Below are 25862 nucleotides of genomic sequence, written 5' to 3'. Positions count from 1 at the left end.
GATTCATAATGACTATTCCAGATAAAATCAAAGAAGTTTACGAAAAATCAACGTGCTTGTTTACTACTAATGAAGTTGAAGCCGCTCTTGATCGAATGGCGATTAATATACACAAGGAATTGCAAGATCAAAATCCAGTACTTGTGTGTGTTATGGTAGGGGGCCTGGTTCTTCTAGGTAATTTACTACCGCGTTTGGACTTTCCATTAGAAGTAGACTATGTCCACGCAACTCGTTATCGAGGCCATATAACAGGTGGGGATATTGTTTGGAAGGTGAAACCGTCAGCTAATTTGAAAGGAAGAACGGTTCTCGTTGTCGATGATATTTTGGATGGTGGTGTTACATTAGCAGCAATTATCGATGATATGAAAACTTTAGGAGCAGAAAAGGTATACAGTGCTGTTTTAGTTGATAAATATCGAAAACGTGTTCCTAACGGATTGAAAAAAGCTGATTTTGTAGGTTTACAAGTAGAAGATCATTATATATTTGGTTATGGAATGGATTACAACGAATATCTAAGAAATGCCCCGGGAATTTTTGTGGTGCACCCTGAGCATGAATAGTTTAGTAGAACTTCAATCATAATTGATCGTAAAAAAATCACTATTAGTTGAACTAAGCCAATGGCCGTCAAACTAAGTGTATTTTAGTGCTTTATTTTACTGAATTCGCAAGTCAATCTGTCATCCCTGCGCAAGCGGGGAGCCATTTTTATATTGACAAAGTGCTCCATCCTGGATCGATTCCTGCCTTAGCAGGAATGGAAAGGTCCGCTTTATGTTTAAGATTGATGATCCATAAAGTTAAGCCTGAGTTTCTCTTTCTTGTTGCATCGATAAATGGAATCGGGTTTGATGAATAAAATAGACTTACACCATAAAGATATTTATTTGATAATAATAGGAAGTTTAATCCTCGTATGCTTTACCAGCAAAAAAGTAGGAAAACTTGTATATCTGATTTTATCTAATCTTCATCCTAAAACATGTTATGTTTTGGTTCTTAATGTCTTTCTCCTATGGATACCGCCAAGGTTTCTTAAACATTTTTGTTACGCTCTATTTCCTACTCTTCCATAAGTATTGCCATTGCTTTCATCGACGACAATGAAAGCTATTCGCTCATTGCCGAAAGCAAATTGCTCTACGGCACCTAATCACAATAATTCTTTGAATAAAGTAGACAGCTTAACCTTATCAACATATAAATTATTTTATTGCTTTGCTAATAATCAAATAAGATAAAGATTTTATAATATGCATAGTAATTATCATAATAGGTATAAAAAATGGCATTATCTAAATTTGAACAATATCAAGATGAGATACAAAGGTTAGTTAATGAATTTAACTCAATATTTGAACCAGTATTTGAACGGTATGGCAATATTTTAACGCCTGATTGGTATGCTCAATATCAAAAAGAAGTAAAGAATTTAACCAAATCACTATATGAGTCCACTGAAAATTATCTTCGTGAAGAATATGGGGCTGAAAATTTCAAACTCATCCAATTATTTCGCCATGGAGAATGTACTGAAGTGGATAAAGGACTTGGATTCAAGCCTAATGCAAATATTAATTCAGCTGCTAATGAAAATATGAACCATTTCGATTATTCATCGCTGGTCCATAATACAAATCCAACCACAAACGCTGTTAAGGTATTATTTTCTACCATGACACGAGCAACTGTGACGGCAGCACACTTTGTTGAGAATTTAAGCCAGAAGGGTATTCAAGTATTTGCTAAATCCTCACGTAAAATAACAGAAATTGCCGAAGGACCTTCAGGAGTTGGCATTGAAAAAAAATCAGACTATGTTGAATTGCTTAATCCATTCTCTGGTGTCAAGCTTCAGCATCGATTGATGCTTGCTGCTTCATTTGTTGGTTTTGGTCTTACAGGAAAAGCGATAAAAAAGAATAAGGCGTCAAAGGCAGCCTCAGTGAAAATCATTGAAGATAATACCACGATTTTTGAGTCAGATTCTTCCCCAGGCCATAATCATTCTTCTGAGGTAAATAAAACAAAAGACTGTGAAAGAGAATATGGATTAGCAAATGAAATAATAGACTCAATAAAAGACTCCAACAATAATCCAGGTGATGTGATAGTCGTTGGGCATGGTAATTCAATACGAGATACTTTAACGAAATTTTTTCCAAATTATGCAAACCAGCATCGAAAAAAAGATGCATTAAATTTTGCTGAAAATCAAAGTTTGATGGTTTTTGAAGTGGATGGAAAAAAACAACTTTTTATGTTGCCATTTAGGATACAAGTAGACCAACATACCCCAGGAAAAATGAATGTACGATCTGTAGATTATGCTGAGCTTTCAGATTATTATCGATATGATGCAGTGCCTTCAAACGCTGAGGAAAGAAAAATAAATGATAGTGATTCTTCGAATGATATTTCCATCGAAGAACAAATCAATAATGGATATGAAGTAATGAACGGTCTACTAGTTTCTAATGAACCGGAACGGATTATTCATAGCCTAGCAGAACTCCTGCCTGAAAGTGCGAACAACACTAATCCGGCATACTTTGATGTGCAGAATAGAAATGAATCTAAGAAGAAAAAAGAAGAAGTAGTAGTACGTGAATATGCTGATGATACAACAGAAGAATATGGTTTCTCAATCAACTAAAAATTAGGAAGCAGATCTAATTAGCACTTTATCTGCTTCCTAGTTTTCTTCAAGTTTGCCAAACAGGTATATATAGGAAGACGCTTATTTCCAATATTTCGTGTAGCGACTCACCTTGCCGAGAAAACTGACGGACTTTTAGTTTTATTTTTGATATTATTGTCTACTTAATAACTTAATTTTGGATGTGTTTCGTGAAGTTAGCTTTTTTTATTAGTAGCACTGGGGATACGGATTTAGCATTAAGCTCGATTAAAGCAATAGCGGCTCATGGCAAACATGAGATCCTTCTTATTCCATTAACTAAAACAGCCCAAGATCGTATAGCGAGTTTTAATTCGACATTAAAGACTACTAAGATAACATTGCCAGAGTTACTTGCCGATGAAAATAAATCTTTTCCGGATGGTTTTTGTAGCAAAGAACAACTCGATAAGTTAATGAAATACCTACAAAAGGAGGGGGTTGATCAAGTCTATTGCGTTATCCCCTCGATAAGTAGTGACATTCCATTTCAAATCGCGGCAGCACTAGAAGATATTCCAGTACTCATGGCTTACGAATTTATGTTCAAGCCTGATACTCATAAGTTATGGGATCATTTATCTACCTTAAAAAACAGATCTAACATACGCTGGGCATTGCCATTAAGCCAAGCAGCGATTGATTTTGGAGTTGTGGACAAAAGTAAATTGCACATTATTGGGCATCTGAGCATTGATAATGCTTTTGCAGCCAAGCCTCAAGCAGCTGCAAGTGATGAAGAATTGGCAAAAGTCTTAAAAGCAGAACAAGATAGGTCAGATAAAACAAGGAAAAGCTTGCAAATAGCTGGAGGGAAATCTTTTGCTTTTGTAAGCAGTACTACCCAGCCTGTTGCTGTTGATGGTACTTTTTTAAATTGTGTACTCGATGAACTCCCCAAGCACCCCAATATGAATGTTCGTCTTGGTCTTCATCCCGGTATTGAAAATCTTGATGTCTATTTAACTGAACTACTGGCGGTTTATAAAAAACATCATAATGAATGCAAGAATCAATTTAAAATTATTTTAACTGATAGTTTATTTGCAAAACTTAAAAAACCAGAATTAACCATCACTAATCCTGAGTTTGAACATGTATTTATACGCGTCAATGTTAGTGGTAATGAGGCCGCAGAGGCTGCTGATCGTGTCGCACAGGCTGTCCCTGGTGCTTTATTAAATCAAGGCGTATTGGAAGGCAAACCTGCTTACACTCATTTTGGGAAAGCTTATCTCCCAGAAAAGTATTTTTCACGCAGTATGGTGGCTTTTTTTACCGATAAACGGCAGGAGGCACGGAGTAAAGAGGAACTGGGTTTGAGTAAGAAGACTGCTTCAGAGTGTTGCTCCGAGATTCTTTTAAAATTATAAAAATCGTCACGGTTGATAGCAACTTAGAACAATCTTCTGCCCATCAATGCGTGCTGAAACCCGAAGCGAGGCGCACAGGAAAGGGTAGGCAGCTGAAGGGTGGAGAGTGAATCTTAATGCAGGCCGTTAAGTCATTGGTGAACGCATACGCATTGCTCGTTCAGAGCAAGCGTACCGTTAAACAGGGTGCTCACGGCCCTTTAAGTCAGTCGAATTAAAAGCACCTTATCAACAGAAAGAATAAGTTTTTTCGTCTTTCTTATCCGGAGTTTCTGAATCCGCTAGGGAAAGAGTTCCAAAGAACATTTGTTGCATGAGAAGAGGTAGCTCAAGCTTCCTCTTCTCTAACCCCTTTTTTGCCATGTTTCTCACATCAGCAGTTGCGGCATTTGTACTCATAAATTCCAATTGACTTAACATCAGCTTTTGTCTTTTCTCATCATATTTATCCCAACCATTGAATTTTTCTGTTAAATTAGCAGCCACCGTTGGATTAATTTTTTCTAATTTCAGAATTGCATCGACGATTAATTGATAGCCTTTTCCTGATATAGAATGGAATCCGTAAGGGTTTTTAATGAATGTTCCTAATAAAGCATTCACCTTATTTGGATTAGACAAATCAAAGGCAGGATGCAGCATTAATTGCTTTACCAAGTTCACTACATGTTCTGAATGGGCTGCTGCCTGAACATTAAACCAATAATTCACAGCGCTTGGATCGTTTTGCCAAAGGTCATAAAAGGATGCCAATAGTTTACCTGATTGGCTGCAGTTATTGCTTAACAGTAGGTTGAGTGCAGAGATACAGTCAGTCATATTTTTACCTAATGAGTTCTCGAATTGCTCAATTAGCTGTTGCTCTGTTTTTTCAGACTGTATTGAACCCAAATAAGCGTGACAAACGTGTCTTAAACGTCGAGCTCCCGCTGATAAGATATCAAACGACTTAAAAGGCGAACTCTTAGAGACAGGTAGTGTATCCAGATTTTTTTGCATACGTACTATATCTTCTTTTAATTCTTTTGCTAGCTGCTTTTGAATCAATTGACGTGCCTCTGCTATTTTTTCAAAATCCTGATTTTGCATACTGGAAAATAAGACTTCTTCTGAGGGTATGGCTATGAGTTCGGCAAGTAACCAATAGTTTAAAGAGGTATTTTTTTCATTGAGTATACTTCGGTATGCGTTAAAAAACTCAGGGGTACATGTAATAGTCTTACCAGAACAATAATCTTCGACCATTTGGGTGATTAGTTTATTTGCTGCTTCGCAACGATTATAGATATTACTATCATGCTGCATTAGGAGCAGCAATTGCTCTGCACTGTATACAAAATCAAGAGTTACCGGAGCAGAAAAACTACGTAATAAAGAAGGGGTAGGACGTGAATCAACATGATTAAAATGAAACTCCATATTTGATTTATCAACCATGATCATGGTATCACCTTGAATTTCCTTACCTTTATTATTCAGTAATCCAACAACAATGGGTATTGGTCTTCCTTTTCCGTCTTTAGTTTTAAATTTTAAAGTGTAGCGTTTTGTTTCTGCATCATATTCATCAGTAACTGTTATTTGTGGAATACCTGGTTCAGTAAACCAATATAAAAAGGAACTCATATCTTTTTTTGTTGATTTACTTAATGACGCCAATACATCTTCTATGGTTACCGCGCTGCCATCATTTTCTTTTAGAAATTGGTTCATTCCCCTATAGAACGTTTCTTCGCCAAGGAAAAGCATCATCATTCGAAAAATATCGGCACTTTTTTCATAAGCTGCAGGTGTGTAAAGACTTCTGACATTGGTATAGGTATCTTGTCGTGGAGCACGTTCATCAAGGTTTTTACCATCGAGCATCCGAATTAAATCAGTGCCAAATAAACGCTCACGAAACATTGCAGCTCGAAATGTGGTTAATCCTTCTTTAAAGGGCAAGTTAAACCACTCACGAATAGTGACGCGATCACCCGACCAATAATGAAAGTATTCATGGGCAACAACTTCTAAAACGCGTAAAAAATCCACATCAGTCCGGGTTTCAGGGGTAGCAAATAAGTTTGCTGTATTGAATAAATTTAAACCTGTCGGCTCAGAAGCGCCTGAGGCATACTTATCCACGCCGGCTACCATATGCTGAGGTAGCTCACATTCTAAGTCAAAAGTTTCCTCTTCCCAGCGCATCGCCGCTTTTAACACTTCTTTAGCGAAATCACATTTTGCTGTCGCTGCAGGAGGAACATAAAATTCAATTGGCAACTCACGCTCTGAACGTGTTTTGAAATAAGTTACTGATTTTTGCAGTTTTCCAGCAACTAATGCAAACAGATAACTGGGCTTAGGAACTTTATCTACCCAGGTTACTGAATGAAGTCCTGCCTCACGATCGGTTTGCTCAATAAGTGAACCATTGGAAAGTAAGACAGGGTAGTCTTCTTTTTTAGCAATAACTGTTGTTTTGTAGGTAGCTAAATTATCAGGACGGTCATGACAGTAGAGAACGCGGCGAAGTCCTTCAGTTTCAGCTTTCACCAGAATGGTTCCTTCTGTTTCATATAAACCAAATAAATCGGTGTTTTCGCCCAAACGAGTTGTTGTTTCGAGTGTAAACACCCGATCCTGAGGAACATTTTTGATAATTAAAGAATCTTTTGTTAGTTCATATTCTTCTTGAGATAGCTTTTTGCCATCGAGTGAAACGAACTCTAAGAGCATATTTTCACCATCCAATTCCAAATCAGTAGAATAAGATTTGGATTTTGGATTGGGCTCAATAGTCAATAAAGCTTTTGATTGAACAGGATTTTTAGAAAGATCTATTTCCAAATCAATATGCTTTATCAGATAATCAAGAATCTTATAATCACTTAACCTGAATATCCCTGAATGGTTTTTCATGAAAACTCCCTAATTCATGCATGATTAAGAAGCAACAATATAAGATCAAAATGTTTATTTCAACTGAAATAATGACCTAAATGGTAAGCATCGTTTCGTGATCATGCGCCTCTTGGGATTCATCGGTATCTTTTTTATTGTCTTGCATGAAGCTTAGATCGTGATGCGGTGATTTAGATGGAACAAATGGATTATTTTCTGCATCCCAAGAGGGGAAAGCCGTCATGTCATTAAAATAACAAAGCGTGTATTCTGCAATTTCCAGTGGAAATTTAATTTTTTCAATGGCTTTATTGAGTTCTTTGATAATTTTTGCGTACAGTTGTTCGGAAATTTCTTTATTGAAGCGTGAATATGCCAATGTAATATGGAGAACTTTAGGTATTGTTTCTTCGATATTTAAAGATGCGGCCATTTTCTTAATTTGTGCTTCTTGTTCTTTGGGTAAAGATACAAAGAGAGAAAGGGTTCTACCAATGCTGATTTCCACTTCTTCAATTGAAGGATGAAGAGGGTTTTTTTGTAGTGTTTGCTTGATCTTTTGATAGTGAGGCAAATTATGAGTAATAAATTCATTCCATGAACTTCCTATTTGTTGTTCTGTTTCCAGGCTCATTGTCGTCATATGATAACTTTGGGCGGGAAGTGGTAAAAAATGATGCATGATCAGTGGGTTACTCACTAAGCACATATGAATCGTTTCACAAAAGTCCTTTTGCTTAGGATAGCAGGCTGATACTACCGTAACTCCTGGAAATGAGGCGTATTCACCACGTTCATTAACTTTGCTTAATTGCCTAGAGTGCACATTTTCGTTTTTTAATGTAAACATTTTTATAGGTCAAGAACAGAAATTAAACAGAGAATACCATGAGTTAATCGTGATGCAAAAGAAGTGACATTATTTAATCTATAATGACAGTATGTGAAGGATAACTTGGCTATTGGTTTGCTAATTTAGGAATGCCAGGATAAGCGAGCTATTATGAAGGCGAAAAAAACAGAAACTCCCCATGATTTAGAAATGCAAAGGCTCGATGCACTTCAATCATTGAACATTATGGATACAGATCCCGAAGAAAGCTACGAACGATTGGTACGTCTTGCGATTGATTTATTTAATATCCCAATTTGTTTTATTTCTTTTCTTAACGAAGAAAGGCAATGGTTTAAAGCGCTGCATGGATTAAATTTAAAGCAAATACCACGACGTATTTCATTTTGTAATGAGACAATAAAAAAGAATGATCCCTTAATTATTAACGACTTACTTCATGATAAACGATTTGTCAACAGTCCTTTCGTACAACAAGATCCTTATCTTCGCTTTTATGCAGGCGTTCCTTTGACTGATCCCCAAGGCTATAATGTAGGTACCTTTTGCCTGGCTGATACCTCTCCAAAAGAGCTTGATTCAAGGCAATTGGAACTTCTGTTAAGTTTGGCTAATATAGTCAAAGATGAATTAACCCTACGTAAGACCAATCTTTTATTACAAAAAGTAAAAAAACAACTTGAAACACGTAATAAGCTAATTCATAAGATATTTAGTTTTTATATGTCTGATGAAGTAATCAATACAATTCTTGAATCGCCTCATCGCCAAAAATTGGGCGGACATGAAAATAAAATCACAATTCTGTTTAGTGATTTAAGAAATTTTACCCCTTTATCTGAATCAATTCCTGGTGAAACTCTTGTTTCGCTTCTAAACGCTTATTTTAGTAAAATGGTTCCTGTAATCGAAAAGCATCAAGGCGTTGTTGATGCATATATTGGCGATGCGATTATGGCTATTTTTGGTGCGCCATATTCCTCTGGAAATGACTCACTGAGTGCTGTGGCTTGTGCTATAGAAATGCAACGGGTGTTAAAAAAACTGAATCAAACCAATAGCAAGATACATTTACCGCATATCGAGATGGGCGTGGGGATTAATACAGGCTCTGCTGTAGTTGGAAATATTGGTTCTAAGAAGCGAATGCAGTACAGTGCTATAGGATCCTCAGTGAATTTATCATCGCGAATTCAAGATCTAAGTCTTGGTGGACAGATACTGATTTCTGAAGCCACTTACCAGGAAGTTGCAAAAGATATTGAAATTAATGGACATCTTCGGGTAAAGGTTAAAGGAGTTCAGTTACCTATTACTATTTATGATGTGGCACGATTAAAGTCGAATAATTGAAAGGGCCTTTAATAAAGTTTAAGACCCATACTATGCATTTTTTATGGGTATAAACAGAGCATTTACAATTACATTTACTATACTGATTGAATAAACAAAAAATAAATAGAGGGGGTTGGTGGTAAAGAGGTGTAAGATGCATGTTGGTATTCAATTAGTAATAAATGATGTTGATGGTAATCACTCTCTAAAAGTAGGACATCCTGACAACGAGCAGGAAAAGCAAATGATGTACCACTACCGTTATTTGGTCTATAGAAAAAATGGACTAATTCAATCCAATGCAAATGAACTTGATGTTGATGAGTATGATTAACAATCCGTTTGCCACTATGTGATTACGACGTTTGATGATCATATCATAGGCACATTAAGGGTTATTTATGGGAAAGTTATCCCGATGCTCGATTATTATTTTGACATTTAATCATGCCCTTCAATTATTGCGCATACGTCAAGGGAAAAAATATTTGAAGTAGGGCGGATTATTTCAACACCCCAAGTAGTAACACATCGTGTGCCTCAACATTTTACATTGTTATTGATGTTTTATTATGTAGTTCAATTTACAAAACAATATGGGTTCGATTTAGTAGTTGGTGGCATAAAAGAGCGCATCGCGAGAAATTTACAAAAAATAAAATTTCCCATAACGATTATTGAGGGAGCCAAATTAAACTACAATCCCGCTGCACATAATGATCCGCTCATTTCATTTTTTAATGAAGAGGAAACCGGTAAAGTGAGTTCGGTTTATGTTCCAAGAAACGCAGCAGAAAAATATTTTCAACATATTTTTTCAGAGCCACTTTTGGCAAATGAATATGATTTAGAAATGGAAAAATCATTTATCTATAACGCACTTTCAATCTATAAGGAATTGATGCGCACCACGTGAATTAAGATTTGTTTTTGCATCCATGCTGCTTCAACCTTTAATGTGTTTTACTCTGTACAAGCATTTTATTTGTAAATGCAATTGCCAAAGCTGAAATGAGCAAGGTCAAATGAATTATTACTTGCCACATTACGGAAAAGTTACTGAGTTTATTTGGATCAATAAATGTTCTTAATAAGTGAATTGAGGATATTCCAATTAATGAAAGAGCAAGCTTTACTTTCATAGCGCCAGCGTCAAGATGATCAAGCCATTCAGGTTGATCTGGATGCGAGTCAAGAGCAAGCGGAGAAATAAAGGTTTCATATCCTCCCATAACGACCATAATCAGAAGATTCGCAATCATAACCACATCAATCAGATCGAGCACGCCTAACATGATGAGTGTATCATTAATTTTGTTGAGATGAATTACTAAATCGTACAGTTCATGAATAAAGCGATAAACATAAACAGCCAGTATTAAAATTAGGCCAAAATAGAGAGGAAGCTGTAGCCATCTACCCATAAAAATTAACCTGCTAATGCCTTTTTTTAAATTATTCATGAATACACCATTTAAATAGTAACAATTTTTTATCCGACCACATCAAATGATTTGTGTGTCGAGTTATCTAATAGTGTGCTAAATCTAAAACAGATCGATTTATAAATGCAATTAAATCCGCTGTATTTTTTATTATTTTTTATAATTTTTAGGCACTTTGATTTCAGTATTTTATAAAAATAGTGCATATCCTTGAGAGAAAGCGGAGTTATTGCAGTAACCTGGATGTTGTAAGGCTGTCATCCCTGCGTAGGCAGGGATGACGGGCAACAAATGACATTCCACCTGGTTAAATTTTGTGAGGAACTCTCAGGGACAAAGCCGCGGGACGTCGGAGCAGAGCTGGCCAGGTTTTTCAGCAATATGTAGAAGATTCAGTGGCAAGCAACTCGCGTACACTTGCTGAACTGATACCGAAAGTATTATGGCGTTTCAGTAACTGTAATTTCTGAGGAAACACCTTGTGCCTTCGTATTCGGATTGTACATGGCTTCAGCATAAGCGGGTGGAACAATGTATTTTCCTACATTTACTGCTTTGATTTTATAAACTATTTCTTTGGCAGCAGACTCAACTCCACCGAAGAAATTGACTCTATCTTCGCGAACATCAACAAAATCCATTGTATTGTTTTTTACAGAGTCGTTTACCACTTCAAAACCACCAGGCAAAAGATCTTCAATAGCAATATTGGATAAATAATCACTTCCTAATGCACGAATTTGAATATGCACTTGAATTTCACTGCCTAAGGGTGTTGAGTGAATCACATTTCCTTTCGCATCTTTATATTCTCGGAAGATTTCTAAGCCTTGTTTTAAAGGAGCTTTTGCACTAGTTTGATTAAAACCTGATTGCATGAGTTGATAGAAAAACGTCTTTTTATCAGGGTTGTTAAAACGTATTTTTTGGACATCAGGATCAATATCCGTTTTTTGGTAGTTTGGATTAGTGGAAGGGACATCAACTTCCTTATTATTGGCCATGATTTTTGTCATTGACAAAGCCGAAGTTGGCTCATTTGGCAGATTCGGATGATATGCTCCTAAAGCCAAGCTTGTAAACCCAGATAACACGGTATTGATTTCATTATCATTGATTGCCTGAATTAAGCGCTTGAGCAACTCATCACCTACTTGGGGTAATAAGTTAGGGAAATGTTTTGCGACAAGATATAAGTACTGCGCATCAGCAATCGCACTACTATAAAAATCAGTAACATAAGCCTGATTATTCTGTGGCTTGTACAAACCAATTAATTGATTTGCTTCATCATGACTTTGCAGTAACTGATAGGAAGCAGCAATATACGCTGTGGTAATGTCTGTTTGCCATGCTTTTGTTTTATCTTTTTCCAGATACAATTGCAGGTTAGCCAGATAATTGGTTGTTACTACTTCATTGCGGGTTAAAATATAAATGGCATAAGCTTGAACTCTTGCTGCATCCATATCTGCTACATTTTGACCTGCTAAGGTTTTAAGATAGTTGATGCCATTAAAGAACAGATCACTAGGAACATTAAATCCTTGGTTTTTCGCTTCGGTCAGGAAATGCATTGCATAAACCGATGCAAAATCATTACCCTGATTATCACTTAGCCCCGGCCAATAACTAAATCCGCCATTTGACATTTGCCGCTGACTTAGCATTTGAATTGCAGCATTTACTTTTTCATTAACTTGTTTCGTTTCTTCACCAAAACCAGTTTGATTGTTCATTGCCAATAAGGGGAGGGCTTTACTTGTTAATTGTTCAGTGCATCCATAAGGATAATTATCAAGATAACGCTGTAAGCCAAATACTAGAATCATCGGACTAGTAGAAAGAGTTGCTGTTACTTTACGATATTCTGGATAAAATGTTTGCATAATATCTAAAGTTTTTTGAGCCTCTGCTGATTTGCCACTATTGATATAGGTGCTTAGAGGTGTAGCGGGCCTGACACTGAGTGTTGCACTCATTGCACTGGCTTTATCACCTAAACTGGCTTTAAAGTTTAACTTGGCTGCTCCTAAAAGTGATTTGGCCTTTAGTTTAAAATGAACTGTTTGTTCGTGGCCTTCAGCAATTTCCAGAGTTTGGGTTGGTGAGCCGATAATTTCGATTTCAGGAGAAGCTGTTAAATGTACATTAATCAGTGCATTCGCCCCAGAGCCTTTAATGTTATTTGCAACAGATGCAGAGATTTGGAATTCATCTCCTGGCGCAACAAATGTTGGAACATTGGGATTAATAATGAAATCACCGCGAATTTCAGCAGATGTTTCACGCGAACCTACTGAATCGGATGATACTGCTACTGCCATGACGCGTAATGTTCCATTAAAGTAATCAGGAACTTGATATACTAATTGACGATTGTTTGAATCAGTATCAATAATCCCGGACCAATACGCCACAGGTAATTCAGTTTTTCGTTTAAAAGGATTAAGACGACTTGCCATGCCTTCTTCACCGTCATCTCCTCCAATCGCAGAAAGCTCCCTGTCTTGAATAAATTTCGGCATGATTTGATCTACAGTTTGTTGGGTCAAAACTTCAAGAGCATGCTTTTGGAAAAAGAAAGATAAAGGATCTGGTGTCTCATAGCGCGCAACTTGTAGAATACCTTCATCCACTGCAAAGACAATAATTTTACCTGGCTTATCCGTATGATAATCTATAGTGAACGGTTCGCCAGGACGTGAAACAGCTGCGGTTTGCAGATCAATTTTTATGTTATGGCTTTCATGGTTGACGGTAAATGGGGCAACACTATAACTGAGTGGACTTATGAAGATTTCAGGAGAGTTCCAATCCCGTATAAAGGCGACATTGATGTATCCATCCCCTTGAAAATCAGCAGGTATATGAATGGTTTGTACCGAATTAGTTGTATCTGTTTTAAACCATTGTGCCGCATAAACCTTATCACGTTCTATTGTAATTAAACCTGAGCCTGTGTACGGTGCAGTAATTTGTATTTCGATATCCTCATTAGCTTGGTATTCAGTTTTATTGAGTTTAATCGATAATTCAGCGTTCTTAGCTAAAGGTTGTTGGCTTGCACCTACAACACTGAATTTTAACTGATTCAGGACTGTATTATCTTTCCCAAGTATGCTTAATGAAAAATCACCAATTTGGTCAGTAGGTAACGTGTAATCGGTTCCCTGCTCCGAAATACTCAATGGAGTGGTGTTTACTATTGTAGATTGAATAACTGATTGATATTGATAGGTACCATCCGCTTTTTTAACTAAAGTTGTGACTGGATGTAATGAAATCAGTTGAATCTTTAAGTCATTTATTTTTTCTTTATTCAATTCAGGATTAATAGCAATATAATTAACACTTCTGGCACTGTTTTGCTTAATAAAGGATAAGTCACCATCAGGTTTGTATCCTACAAAATAGGGTAGAGGACTGATCAAGGTTTTTGTTTGAGTTGTTACACTACGACCGCTTTCAGACTCGAAGCCTTCAGCAAAAAATGTTAGCTGATAAGTTGCCTTTTCAAAACGATCAAGATTTAAATCAAACTCTGCTTCACCTTTATCATCTGTTTTAGCATCATTTAGTGTTTCAGTGAACACTTTAGGCGGTTTTTTGGGGTCCAACAAAGGATCAGCAAAGACATAGTCAGGATATTTATCAAATTCAACTTTTTGTGGTACTAACAGGATCTTGGCACTGACTTTTCGATCAGCAGCAGGAGCCCCATATAAATTCCAGAGATTTACTTCACCTTTTAATCCAGTCGGTGAACTCCAGCCAGCAGATGGTTTTGGAGACAGACTGCTCGTGATTCGCATCCTATCTGGTAAAAACTCAGAAACACGAACCGTAGTGGAACCCAGAAGGTTTTGAGGGTATCCATCTTTTACCAAATACAAATTGATCATGTACTGGCCGGTAGGAGATGTGGCGCTCGTGGAGAAATCAAGGTCCATGTAGCCTAGATCACTGAGGGTAATTTTTTCGTCTTTGATTGTTGTCCCTCTTGAATCGATTACAGTTACCTGCAGCGGTAATCCCCCTGGTTGCGGTTGGGCATAAGCTTGCTTAACTATCATACCGACATGAACGGTATCTCCTGGTCTGTAAATTCCTCTATCAGAGAAAAGATATGCGCTTAAACTATGTAATTCTTGATTGGTGGTATAAAGTCCACCAATGTCAAATTTAGAAAAATTTAACTGTCGATTGGCATTGTTGAATGGAATAAATGAGACGTCATTATTCAATTGGGCCAAATACACAGTAGGCTCTCTATCGTCAACAAAGTCTTTTAAAGGCGGGAAACTAACTCGCCCTTGAACATCACTTGTACGTGATAAAATGGGCAACCCATTTTTACCTAAAACGGTTACTGTTGCATTGGCAACTGGAGTTCCTTGGGTTATGGAATTTACAAATACATCATGGCTACCATCTTGATTATCTTTTACTAACAAAGCCAGATCAGTAATCAATATCATTCGGCTTCCTTTTACATCCAACGCCGTTTTGTTCGTAACATCCCAGCCAGTAGCCTGTAATAAAAATAACCCTTGTGGGCCTAGAGTATTCGTATTCATTGTCAGATACTTGCTGAAATCAAGTGCAGTATATTGTTGCTTTGCTAAATCAGAACTATCAAACTCTTGAATCTCTGATGATATTTGGCTGATATTTTGTTGATTAAATGTAGGATTAATAAAATAGGGATTATTAAAATCGCCTTGGGTTTGAGTTATTAATTGGTTGATGTTTTCAGGTAACACACGCGCGAAATCGAACTTCACTGCTGGGACGCCTCGAACCAGTACAGAAAGTTTTTTCTCCCCGCTTAAAGCAAGCAGCGAACCTTTATGTAAAAAACCGATCTCTCTAGGTATCACAGGAACAGGAATAACTGCTGCATACTCAGTCCCTAAAGTAAAATCGCCGAAGCCTTGCATTCCTTTATCAATTTTAATGTATATATATCGAGGAGTATCTGCTTTGAATTTAAAGCTGTGCAGCGTGGAATAATTTTGCTCTGTGGGAATGGCTTCTTTTGTCAAGGGTGAGGCTAGAGAAAGAACTGCTTGAGTCACTTCTCCTGGATTTTGCCATTGATAATTTTCTTTGGCAGCTTCAGCTACAGTTGCTGGGCGATCTTTCGGCAGTAAAAAAACATGTACTGACTTGTTAAATTCATTCTCATTTATTCCCAGGGAGGTTTCGACCGTAAGGACTTGCTCAGGTCTGTCTTTATCATTGCGAATAATGGAGGCCGAAGCAGAAATCACTTTAAGAAAATCCTGTGCACTAGGGATCAATAGATTTTGTGATAATCCATGTTGTAAATGGTTCGAATCAGTAGATGAAGTAACATTTTTGTCTAAGGTTAAACGTAGATAACGGGCTACATCGTTTATTTTTATCGTTTCAGAATGCAGGTAAGCCACGCGCTTATTTTTATCATAAGTAAAAGTAATGGGAAGTTTTTCACCCGCAGAACCTGACTTTGTCTGATATACTAACGATGTGTTTTTTTCCAAGCTTTTAGGATTAACTGGATAATTAAACTCTATTGTGGCTACGGCGTTTCTTATTTCAGCATGGACGGGATCTTGATAAAGTTTAAATTCAGTGATTTTGCCAATGAAGGGATGAGTAGAAAAAGAATATACATTGCTTTCCATATTTGCATTGGGGGCAAAGAAATCAGGAGCAAAATGGATAGTAAATTTTTGTCCCGCAGGCCAATCTTCTGACGGGGTAAAGACCAATTGACTGTCGGAATTCCATGTCCATGTTCCAGGCATTTCAGGTGTCATTTCTATGCCTTCAGTTACAGTTTGCCCAACTTGACTCAGGGGTGCAACTGATTGATTGATAAAGCCGTGATTTTTTATCCCAAAATCAATAATTAAGTTGTTAGGTACTAATTGTTCTTCAGTATTCGGTGTTATATCTGGAACTGTAATTTGTGCTGTAGTATATATCGGTTTTGGTAAATTTTTATACCAACATATGGAATAGCCTGCTGTAATTAGAACGAGAAGTATTAAGATACTGATTCCCCAAAACATTTTTGGAGATGATTTTGATTTATGACATAAGTAATTCATCCATGGGGGGCTGCGCCAATTTAATTTGCCAAATACAGATGAAAATGCATTTAGTAATAGAGACAGCGGATTTTTAGTCATCATTTATTCCAGGAGTGAATTGAACTGAAAAATTTTTGCATATATTTTACTCTAATTAGTGCATAATAGCGACTATGAATAAACTATTTAAAAAACTAAGCATAATCCTTATTACGCTGCTTGTCAGCGGCTATTTGATATTATTCTTTTTACCCAAACCTATATTATTGGAAGGGACAAGCTTTTCTAAAGCAGTTTACGATGAGCATCATAAACTATTAAGGCTGACATTAAGTCGGGACGAGAAATATCGACTATTTACTCCTCTATCGCAGATATCTCCGCAGCTTATTGAAGCAACTTTATTACAAGAAGATCAATACTTTTATTGGCATTATGGTATTAATCCTTGGGCTACAGTAAAAGCAATATGGCAAACTTATGGTGCACAGTCACGTAGAATAGGTGCTTCAACAATTACCATGCAAGTTGCTCGTATGCGCTATGGTATGAATTCAAAAAAAATATCAGGAAAGCTATTACAAATTATTCGTGCCATACAAATTGAAATGCACTACAGCAAAAAGGAAATCCTGGAAGCCTATTTAAATTTGGCACCTTATGGCGGCAATGTTGAAGGAGTAGGGGCTGCAAGTTTGGTTTATTTTGGCACCTCTGTAAATAGAGTTACTCTGCCACAATCTTTAACGTTAAGCATCATTCCACAAAATCCAGGTAAAAGAACACCTAATAATCAGGAATTAAAAAAAATTAGGGAGCACTTATTAGGAAGGTGGTTAAATAAACATCCCGAAGACCTTAATAAAAAAGGCATGTTTGCTTTACCTTTGGTGATGCAAAACACGCATATGCTTCCTTTTGATGCACCACATTTTACAAACGAAATCCTGTATGATTCAAAAACGAAACAGCAAAGCATTGATACGACCCTGGATTATCGTATTCAAATGATTATCGAGCGAATTACGCATCATTATCTCGCCAGAAAAAAAGGCATAGGAGTAAATAATGCAGCTGTTTTACTCATAGATACTCGAGATATGGGCATTAAAGGAATGTTAGGGTCAGCCGATTTTTTCAATCAAAATATTAGCGGACAAATTAATGGTGCAGAAACGAAACGCTCTCCTGGCTCTACGTTGAAACCATTTATCTATGGATTGGCATTGGATCAAGGGTTAATTCACCCGGATACTGTTTTAAAAGATGTTCCTCATAGTTTTAATGGTTATAACCCGGAAAATTTTGATTATGAGTTTATGGGGCCCATTAAAGCCAGGGATGCTCTAGTCTTGAGCCGGAATATTCCCGCAATTTATCTTGCCAGCCAATTAACTAATCCAACATTACATCAATTATTGGAAAAGGCTCAAATCAGTCAATTACGATCAGAGTCGTATTATGGATTATCATTGAGTTTAGGCGGTGTGGAATTAACAATGAAGGAGCTTGTTGGTCTATACGCCATGTTAGCTAATGATGGAATTTGGTATCCAATTCGAACACTTAAAAATGAAATAAAACCAAAAGGTATACGTTTGCTTAGTCCAGAGGCAAGCTATCTTGTATTAGATATGCTAAAAAACACTCCTCGCCTGGATGATGTTTCCAGAGCATGGCCTCGTTTACCAGTGTCCTGGAAAACTGGAACGTCATCTGGTTATCGTGATGCATGGACTGTAGGGGTATTTGGTCCTTACGTTTTATCAGTATGGATAGGAAATTTTGATAATAAGGCTAATCCTGCATTTATTGGCAAAGACATTGCTGCCCCCTTATTCTTTGAATTGGTTGATGCATTAAAACATGAGCGAGGACCAATACATGCTTTGGAAAAACACCCTGAGCAAATGAATTTGAAAAAAGTAGAAGTATGTAAAGCTTCCGGAATGTTGCCTACGCGTTATTGCAAGGATACTGAGTGGAGTTGGTTTATTCCTGGAAAATCCCCAATAACTACCGATACAATTTATCGAGAAGTTGCTATTAATAGTAAAACAGGGTTACGAACGTGTCATATTGATGAAAATACACGTTTTGAAATTTTCGAGTTTTGGCCCTCTGATTTATTGAACATTTTTAAGAAGGCTGGCATCCAAAGACATATTCCACCATTTTATGAGCCTGATTGTACCTTATCTGGCAATCCTGGTATTAGCCCGCATATTACTTCACCACAAAATGGTATCAGCTATATTGTTCGTGTTGATTCGCAACAAAATAATACCATTCCTCTTACCGCAGTAACTGACGCCGGTGTTGCTCATGTATACTGGTTTATCAATGAAACATTTATAGCAAAAACTAATGCCGGAGAATCTTATTTATGGAAAGCCAAGCCTGGAAAGTTTGTTGTTAGAATCGTAGATGATCATGGACAATCCGATGCACGGGATATAAATGTTCAACTGGATAGTTGATTAGGGTCTGTTTATTGGTACTAGCTGCTCTTTCCCTAACTATGATTTGACCATTATTAGTGGTGGGGCATCTGGCTTGAGCCTTGCGTCGGGTTGTGCTCAACTGGGCCTTAAGGTTGCATTACTTGAATCGGATAAAATGGGTGGCGATTGTTTGAACTATAGCTGCGTCCCATCCAAATCCTTATTGGCTGTAGCGAAAGCTTTTTATTATGCAAAGCATGCGGATAAATGATTAAATGGAATGGGTTAGCCTGTAAAGGATAAGACTAACCTTTTATAGGTACACTACCAAGTTATAGGTACACTACCAAGCTTCACCAAAAGGACGAATTTCTACTTCAAATGACCAGGTAGAGGGCGCTTGTTGTGTTAACCAAAATACCGTATCTGCAACATCGTCTGATTTAACAAAAAAACCATCCGGTTTATTTGGCATATATTCTCTGGCCTTAGGCAGGTCAACAATACCGTCAATAATAACCAGGGCAACATGAATTCCCATGGGACCTAAATATTTAGCCATTGATTCGGCAAGACTTCGTTGTGCTGCTTTAGCTGGTGCAAATGCTGCAGTTTTAATAGCTCCACGTTTTGACGCAGTTGCACCAATGATAATCAGTTTGCCGCGGCCTTTTTGCTTCATGCTTGGGATGATACATTGACTCACAAGCAGTAATCCTAATGCATTAACACGCCAACTTGCTTCAAAATCTTTGGGTTTAATTTCTTCTATATTGCCCCATAAACCTGATCCTGCGTTGTACACGATGACATCGATTGTTCCTAAATCCTGTTTAATTTGCGCAAAAGCTTTTTCTACGGAATCATTATTCCCCACATCACATTCGTAAGCGTACGCATTTCCCAGTTTATCTGCGAGCTCATTAGTAAAGGTTTTTGTTCGTGCTAATAACGCCAAATGGTAGCCTTCTTTGGAAAAACGAGACGCGAAAGCAGCGCCGTTTCCTGGTCCAACTCCGACAATAACACATACTTTTCTTGTCACGGTTATCTCCCTAAAAATGTTCGACAGTTTCCTTTATAGTAAATTTGGACAAAAAGTGTTTACAATTGAAAATGTTTTGCACATAATTAATTCTTTTTTTCAAATCCAAAATGAAACGATTTTTTAAACCGGCTAAGCAGCGTATTTCATTTGATGAGTATATACAAAATACCTTGATAACAGCAAAGCGAATTATTGAGATTTCTCCAGGCAAACAACGTTACACGAGTGCTCAATTTGAACTGGCGCTTATTTGCTTCGCGGATCTTAAAGCGTTACAACAAGAAATGGATGATGATATTGAAGTAGATTTCCCTAAATCATTAGAGCGTGATTGGATGGCAGGTTTTGACTGGCTCGATCTTGCGGTACATTATGGTGATGAGGATGCAATTGAATATTTTAAGAATAATATGGAAAATGAGATCTTTTCTACTATTTATCAAAAATATAAGGAACATTGCCGCCCTGATTGTGCTTTACAATACCATGAAACTAGAAGCATCGAGGAAAAACCATAAGGTTAATTTATAAAAGCCTATCAGACGAACGTCTTCTTACATACATCGAAATAGAGGGTCTTGTAACTCGAGGATTGTTGCAATTTTTCCCCGAGTTACAATATTTTCCTTAGCAACAGCTTAATAGGTCGTGCTGGTATTATCGGTACCACTATTAGTATTCGTGCCACTATCATCAGTGCTAGTGCCATTATTCATATCAGTACTCGTGCTGCTATTGGTATTCATGTTATTGTTGGTGCTGGTATTCGTTCCTGTGTCACTAGTACTTGTTCCTGTGCCGTCGCCTGAGGATGAGCCAACAATAGTGCTTATAGTGCTTATAGTGCTTAAAGCATGAGCTGAAGAAAAAGCTGCCGTTAATAATAAAATTGATCCTATTTTTTTCATGATTTTCTCCTTAAAAAATAAAAAATTATTTGCAACAAACACATATAACATCACGACATAGCAAAGCTAAGTAATGATAGTTTAAGGGCTATTACATAGGAATAGTCAAAAAAAATAACATATGAAGGCTTGAATAGGTGTTTGAGTAATTATCTATTTGAATTTTTTCGATATATTTTTTGAAAACAGTCACCATTACAATTTCTGATATTTCCCAGTATTAAAAACCAGGTATGCTTCACCATTATCTGATAGTACTTTGTCGAACGGAAAAGTATTTTTAATAACGGAACTATTTAGATTACTACCAAGCCATTCGATTGAGTGAACTTCAGCTGAATCAAAAGCAGAATGTATATTCTTTAAGTTCAGGGTAAATGCCTTTGTAAATGAAGCAGGGAGCTTATGAACTAATTGAATTACCTCAGTAATGGGTGGGTTATTGCCATTAAAAATGAGCTTTATATGAGCAATAGTGTTTGTATTGGTTGGAATAAAAACAGCGACACTTTCCTGATCAAGTTGCTTTGCTAAAATTGAAGCGATAAAAACGGTTTTTGGGAAAGATAACTTCTGTAATGGAGAAACAAAAAAAACTTCGGCATTTTCCGCCGTAAACTGATGCGTCTCTTGCATGATATATGTTCCAAGTGCATTTTTAAATTGGCCTAATTCCATATGTTGCTGTTGTAATATGCGAATAGCATTTTTTTTGAGTTCATGTTGCTCTTTACCGGTTAAGCGTTGATAAGCTTTTTCAATATCAAGAATTTGGTTGTTATTTGAGTAGAAAAATTGAATGCTATTTGACTTGGCATAACCTAAGTAGCTATAGATGAAAAAACATATAGAAACAAATAAACTCCATAGCTTTTGGGCTGTCATTGCTCTCTCTTATCTTTTCTAGACTATTTAGATGAAGATATTTTTGAATAAAAGCTAATTATACTGTATTTTGAGCATCATGGATTCTAAGGTTAAGCCCGGTCCAAAAGCACAACTAAAAATATGTTTCGCCTTATCCTGACTATTTAACTTATCCCAAATATTTTTTAAAACAAATAATACTGTTGCTGAGGACATATTCCCATAATTTCTTAATACATCGTAAGAATGTTGATTGTCTTGAGCAGTAATCTTTAAGGCTTTTTCACAGGCTTGCAGAATCTTAATACCCCCAGGGTGAATTGCGTAATAATCGATATCATTAAAAGAATAATTAGATTGTTTTAACAGTTTTTCTGTAAACATCAAAATGCCAGACTCAATTGCTTCAGGTACGTATGAGCTGAGTATGATGTCAAATCCATAATCTGTAATGGTCCATGCCATTTCCTGGTTGGTTTGTGGAACTAAATCACAATAAAAGGACTCTATATTAAAACATTTGGGTAAATTGGTTTGCCCCTGAATCAAGGCCGCTGCGGCTCCATCAGCAAAAATAGCGTTCGAAATGATATTTTCTATATTAAAGGTATCTTGAAAATGTATTGTACAAAGCTCAACACACACTAAAAGTACGTTGGAATTTGGCTCTGCTTGGCAAAATGCATCGGCTACTTTTAAGCCATTAAATGCTCCATAGCACCCCATAAAATTAATTGCAGTGCGCTTTACAGATGGAGACAAATTAAGTTTTTGTACAATTTCAATATCAATTCCAGGAGCATACATGCCGGTACAACTGACTGTAATTAAATGAGTAATATTTCTTCTGTCAAATTCAATGCTATTTAAGCAATTTTCGATGGAAGTTATGGCTAAATTAAGGGCATTATCCTTGTATAAATTCATTCGTTGTGAGGTGGATGGAAAATTTTCTTTTGGAGTATTTGGAAAAAATTCAAATTCACCGGGTTGTTTACAGTAGTCTGTTAATACACTATATCGGGTTTCAATGCCCGAGGACTTATAAATTCTTTTCAACACTTTTTTTTGTAGTGCATCAAGATGAAATCCTATAGAAATAAGATCTGCGATCTCATCTTGTGTTCGCATAAACGGAGGGGTTGCTATTCCAATTGCACTAATTTTTGATTGCATTTCTTCCCTTTTAAAAAGATATCTCCTTCAATATAAAAAAATTTGTTATCACTTACGAATTTATTTAGCGTATGAAATGCATTTATTGCAATATTTAAGGATACAATGCAAAATAAAAATTTCTCATTGATTAAAAATGAAATGACCCAATTTAAAATACGATCAAAGGAAAAGGAAATCATTGATCTAGGTCAGGATTTTTATACACCACAAGAATACACCCAATCTTTAAAAAAATTATTTAAAATTAATAAGTTGATGGGTATTTTTAAAAGTACCGTCAATTTGCTTCAACAATTTCCCTCTAACTCAGTATTGGCGGATGTTGGATGTGGTGGCGGCTTATTCTTACTCAATCTTAGTAAATATTACCCCAACATGCGTATGTTGGGGTTAGATATTTCTACAGAAGCGATTAAACTTGCAGAAAAAGAAGCACAGGAATGGCAGCTAAAGAATGGAAGTACCTTGGTCGAGTTTCATTTGCAGCTGCAGCCAGAACTCGAAGTCAAAGAAAATATAGATATCATTTTGTTCAATTTGGTATGCCACCATTTGGATGATGAGGAACTACTCACGCTCTTAATTAAAGCCCATGAGACAACACATAAGGCTGTAATAATCAATGATCTGCATCGCAATTTTATTGCTTATTGGCTTTATAAAATGATTAGCCCTTTATTTCGTAACCGACTTATCACTCATGATGGCTTGCTTTCGATTCAAAAGAGTTTTACCAGAATTGAATTAGAGTTTTTATTGCAACAAGCATGTATTAAAAATTATCAAATCAAATGGCGCTTTCCATTTTGGTGGAGTATTCTTATTTTAAAATAGTATGGATTAAAACCTATGACTCTGGATGTGCTTATCATTGGAGGAGGGCCTTCCGGCGTAACTACTGCATTATTACTTGCTGAAGCAGGTTGGTCAGTAGGGCTGGTCGAAAAGAAAGAGTTTCCTCGTAGAAAGGTCTGTGGTGAATTTATATCCGTTACAAGTTTATCTCTACTGCAAAAACTTGGAATGGAAGAGTTCTATTTGATACATGGTGGTCCCGAGATACAAAAAGTCGGCTTATATGCTGCAGATGTTATATTAACTGCGAATATGCCACCCTCTAAAACATCAAAAAATTTATGGGGAAGGGCGCTCGCCAGAGAATATCTTGATACAGAGCTTATGAATAAAGCCAAATTAAAAGGAGTACATGTTTGGCAACCTTGTGAAACACTGTCATTACATCGTTCTAAAGAAGGATCATTTATCTGTTCCGTAAAAGAAAATAATAATAAAACGATTGAGATAATGGCTTCTCTAGTTGTTGTTGCTAACGGATCATGGGAAAAGCGAATTGGCCAATCTGAAGATAAAATACATCATTCCTCCGATCTATTGGCATTTAAAGCACATTTTAAAAATTCCACGTTACCTATTAATCTGATGCCCTTGCTGGCTTTCCATGGCGGCTATGGCGGAATGGTTCATAGTACTGAGCAAAAAGTCACGCTTTCGTGCTGTATTCGTCGTGATGTTTTGCATGATTTACGCTTGAAAAATCCAGGCATACAAGCTGGGGAAACAGTTTATGAATACCTATTAGACCAATGTCGCGGGGTTAGGGAGGTGCTTCGTTGTGCCGAGCGCGAGGGAAGCTGGCTGGCAGCAGGGCCAATTAAACCCGGTATTCGCAACTGTTATCAGGATGGTGTTTTTTTCGTTGGTAATAGTGCCGGTGAAGCACATCCTGTTGTAGCTGAAGGAATTAGTATGGCCATGCAATCTGCATGGTTACTAGCGCACTGTTTCATTCAGTTTAAACTGAACACCCGCAAGGAGATGAATCAGTTTGATGATGCTGGTGCATACTATACGAAGCAATGGCGTAAACATTTTAGTCGCCGCATCCATGTTGCTTCATTTTTTGCACAATTTGCCATGATGAAACCTTGGACTCGACTTTTATTGTTACCCGTAATCAAACAATTTCCTGATATTTTAACCTGGGGCGCACGGTTCAGTGGTAAAATACAGCACGTCGTGCCAACGAATGAAAACTAAAATGGGGCACGCACTATTTTTTAATTTTAGATTTGGAATTAAATATCAGAATGAGTCGTATCGATATAAATATTGAAACATTAATCTTGGTTACTATTTGGGAGCAGCAGCCTTGTATTTTTCAAGGTTGTTTTAAAATTTCTGCTCTTCATTCTCAGCGAGAACAATACTTTCTTTTTCGCAGTGAAGTAAGTAATTCGCGACAAATAGACTTTATTGAAAATGAATTTTGTCCTGATAATTATCGTTTCACTCATTTTTACAATCAAGAACAGAAGATCTGTCTGGATGAAGAAAACGAGTCACAGGAGTTCGCACTATACATATTGAACTACGCATTATATGTAACTATAAAAGAAACGCTGATCAAAAGTCCTCAAAAGCAGCAATTGCTTTCTGTAGATGATGCGTTTTTGGACTCTCTCATTGGAAAGATAAAACCCATTTTAAATAAAGAGCCTCTGTGGAACGATTCAATGCGAGAAATAGGCTTTGCTGTGGCTATGGACTTTTGTCCAAAAGAAGAAATGGGTGAAACTGCAGTAAAAACACTCGTCACCGGATTTATGAATCATGAAGTGAGCGATAGAGAAATTCACTGAGAGTATGGAGAGCTACCAGCGGTTTAGTTAGCCCTTTAGCTTTTAAAACTAAAAGACTAAATTATTGCTTCAAACAGGTTACTTTTGCTGAA

20 protein-coding genes are annotated in these 25862 nt (G+C 36.8%); 12 read left to right on the top strand and 8 right to left on the bottom strand.

Annotated features, from left to right (window positions below; genetic code table 11):
* Positions 1-8 precede the first annotated feature (8 nt).
* From Lani_RS08230 to Lani_RS08210, 3 genes are all read left to right on the top strand, one after another.
* Entirely contained in the window at positions 9-569 is a 561-nt protein-coding gene (locus Lani_RS08230) for a hypoxanthine-guanine phosphoribosyltransferase (protein ID WP_019232340.1), read from the top strand.
* A gap of 725 nt (positions 570-1294) precedes the next feature.
* A complete protein-coding gene (locus tag Lani_RS08215) occupies positions 1295-2665 on the top strand; it encodes a hypothetical protein (protein ID WP_019232337.1) in 1371 nt (456 codons plus the stop codon).
* Between the two features lie 194 nt (positions 2666-2859).
* The gene (locus Lani_RS08210) at positions 2860-4062 is read left to right on the top strand and encodes a hypothetical protein (protein WP_019232336.1); all 1203 of its coding nucleotides are present in this window, start codon (positions 2860-2862) and stop codon (positions 4060-4062) included.
* A gap of 228 nt (positions 4063-4290) precedes the next feature.
* Here the strand turns inward: Lani_RS08210 and pepN are convergent, their stop codons facing one another.
* Both pepN and Lani_RS08200 read right to left on the bottom strand, forming a co-directional pair.
* On the bottom strand, positions 4291-6966 hold the full coding sequence (gene pepN / locus Lani_RS08205) for an aminopeptidase N (RefSeq protein WP_019232335.1): 2676 nt from the start codon (positions 6964-6966) through the stop codon (positions 4291-4293).
* A 76-nt stretch (positions 6967-7042) separates the two neighbouring features.
* Positions 7043-7798, bottom strand: coding sequence for a DUF1868 domain-containing protein (locus Lani_RS08200; protein ID WP_019232334.1), 756 nt, complete (start codon positions 7796-7798; stop codon positions 7043-7045).
* 153 nt (positions 7799-7951) lie between these two features.
* On the opposite strand from Lani_RS08200, the gene Lani_RS08195 reads away from it, so the two are divergent.
* The 3 genes from Lani_RS08195 (at position 7952) to Lani_RS08185 (ending at position 10052) form a co-directional block, all read left to right on the top strand.
* Complete coding sequence (locus Lani_RS08195) at positions 7952-9154, top strand: adenylate/guanylate cyclase domain-containing protein (protein WP_019232333.1); 1203 nt, start codon at positions 7952-7954, stop codon at positions 9152-9154.
* A gap of 136 nt (positions 9155-9290) precedes the next feature.
* On the top strand, positions 9291-9470 hold the full coding sequence (locus Lani_RS08190; RefSeq protein WP_019232332.1) for a hypothetical protein: 180 nt from the start codon (positions 9291-9293) through the stop codon (positions 9468-9470).
* Between the two features lie 201 nt (positions 9471-9671).
* Positions 9672-10052 carry a hypothetical protein gene (locus Lani_RS08185; protein ID WP_019232331.1) on the top strand — a complete coding sequence of 127 codons (381 nt, stop codon included), beginning with the start codon at positions 9672-9674 and terminating at the stop codon, positions 10050-10052.
* A gap of 37 nt (positions 10053-10089) precedes the next feature.
* On the opposite strand, the gene Lani_RS08180 is transcribed toward Lani_RS08185, so the two are convergent.
* Positions 10090-10599, bottom strand: a complete 510-nt coding sequence (locus Lani_RS08180; protein ID WP_019232330.1) for a TIGR00645 family protein — start codon at positions 10597-10599, stop codon at positions 10090-10092.
* Between the two features lie 422 nt (positions 10600-11021).
* Positions 11022-16763, bottom strand: coding sequence for an alpha-2-macroglobulin (locus Lani_RS08175; protein WP_019232329.1), 5742 nt, complete (start codon positions 16761-16763; stop codon positions 11022-11024).
* 74 nt (positions 16764-16837) lie between these two features.
* Between Lani_RS08175 and pbpC the strand changes: the two genes are divergently transcribed.
* Positions 16838-19144 carry a penicillin-binding protein 1C gene (pbpC, locus tag Lani_RS08170; RefSeq protein WP_019232328.1) on the top strand — a complete coding sequence of 769 codons (2307 nt, stop codon included), beginning with the start codon at positions 16838-16840 and terminating at the stop codon, positions 19142-19144.
* 46 nt (positions 19145-19190) lie between these two features.
* On the top strand, positions 19191-19379 hold the full coding sequence (locus Lani_RS08165; protein WP_019232327.1) for an FAD-dependent oxidoreductase: 189 nt from the start codon (positions 19191-19193) through the stop codon (positions 19377-19379).
* A 72-nt stretch (positions 19380-19451) separates the two neighbouring features.
* Here Lani_RS08165 and Lani_RS08160 read toward each other — a convergent pair whose 3' ends face one another.
* Entirely contained in the window at positions 19452-20153 is a 702-nt protein-coding gene (locus tag Lani_RS08160) for an SDR family NAD(P)-dependent oxidoreductase (RefSeq protein ID WP_019232326.1), read from the bottom strand.
* A 110-nt stretch (positions 20154-20263) separates the two neighbouring features.
* On the opposite strand from Lani_RS08160, the gene Lani_RS08155 reads away from it, so the two are divergent.
* Positions 20264-20674, top strand: coding sequence for a hypothetical protein (locus Lani_RS08155; RefSeq protein WP_019232325.1), 411 nt, complete (start codon positions 20264-20266; stop codon positions 20672-20674).
* 120 nt (positions 20675-20794) lie between these two features.
* Here the strand turns inward: Lani_RS08155 and Lani_RS08150 are convergent, their stop codons facing one another.
* The 3 genes from Lani_RS08150 to Lani_RS08140 form a co-directional block, all read right to left on the bottom strand.
* Positions 20795-21064 (bottom strand): hypothetical protein, encoded by a 270-nt coding sequence (locus tag Lani_RS08150; protein WP_019232324.1) that lies wholly within the window; start codon positions 21062-21064, stop codon positions 20795-20797.
* Positions 21065-21259: 195 nt separating this feature from the next.
* A complete protein-coding gene (locus tag Lani_RS08145) occupies positions 21260-21949 on the bottom strand; it encodes a hypothetical protein (protein ID WP_019232323.1) in 690 nt (229 codons plus the stop codon).
* 54 nt (positions 21950-22003) lie between these two features.
* Entirely contained in the window at positions 22004-23107 is a 1104-nt protein-coding gene (locus Lani_RS08140; protein WP_019232322.1) for a type III polyketide synthase, read from the bottom strand.
* Between the two features lie 105 nt (positions 23108-23212).
* On the opposite strand from Lani_RS08140, the gene Lani_RS08135 reads away from it, so the two are divergent.
* Genes Lani_RS08135 through Lani_RS08125 form a run of 3 tightly spaced genes read left to right on the top strand, consistent with a single transcriptional unit; the run spans position 23213 to position 25770 of the window.
* Positions 23213-23944: a methyltransferase domain-containing protein gene (locus Lani_RS08135; RefSeq protein ID WP_019232321.1), complete on the top strand. Its 732-nt coding sequence runs from the start codon at positions 23213-23215 to the stop codon at positions 23942-23944.
* Positions 23945-23959: 15 nt separating this feature from the next.
* Positions 23960-25168 (top strand): NAD(P)/FAD-dependent oxidoreductase, encoded by a 1209-nt coding sequence (locus tag Lani_RS08130; protein WP_019232320.1) that lies wholly within the window; start codon positions 23960-23962, stop codon positions 25166-25168.
* A gap of 50 nt (positions 25169-25218) precedes the next feature.
* Positions 25219-25770: a hypothetical protein gene (locus tag Lani_RS08125; RefSeq protein ID WP_019232319.1), complete on the top strand. Its 552-nt coding sequence runs from the start codon at positions 25219-25221 to the stop codon at positions 25768-25770.
* Positions 25771-25862: the final 92 nt, after the last annotated feature.

The sequence above is a fragment of the Legionella anisa genome (assembly GCF_001467525.1).
GTDB classification, from domain to species: domain Bacteria; phylum Pseudomonadota; class Gammaproteobacteria; order Legionellales; family Legionellaceae; genus Legionella; species Legionella anisa.
The sequence above is the reverse complement of the archived record's forward strand: the minus strand, read 5'-3'. Positions and strand labels throughout refer to the sequence as shown.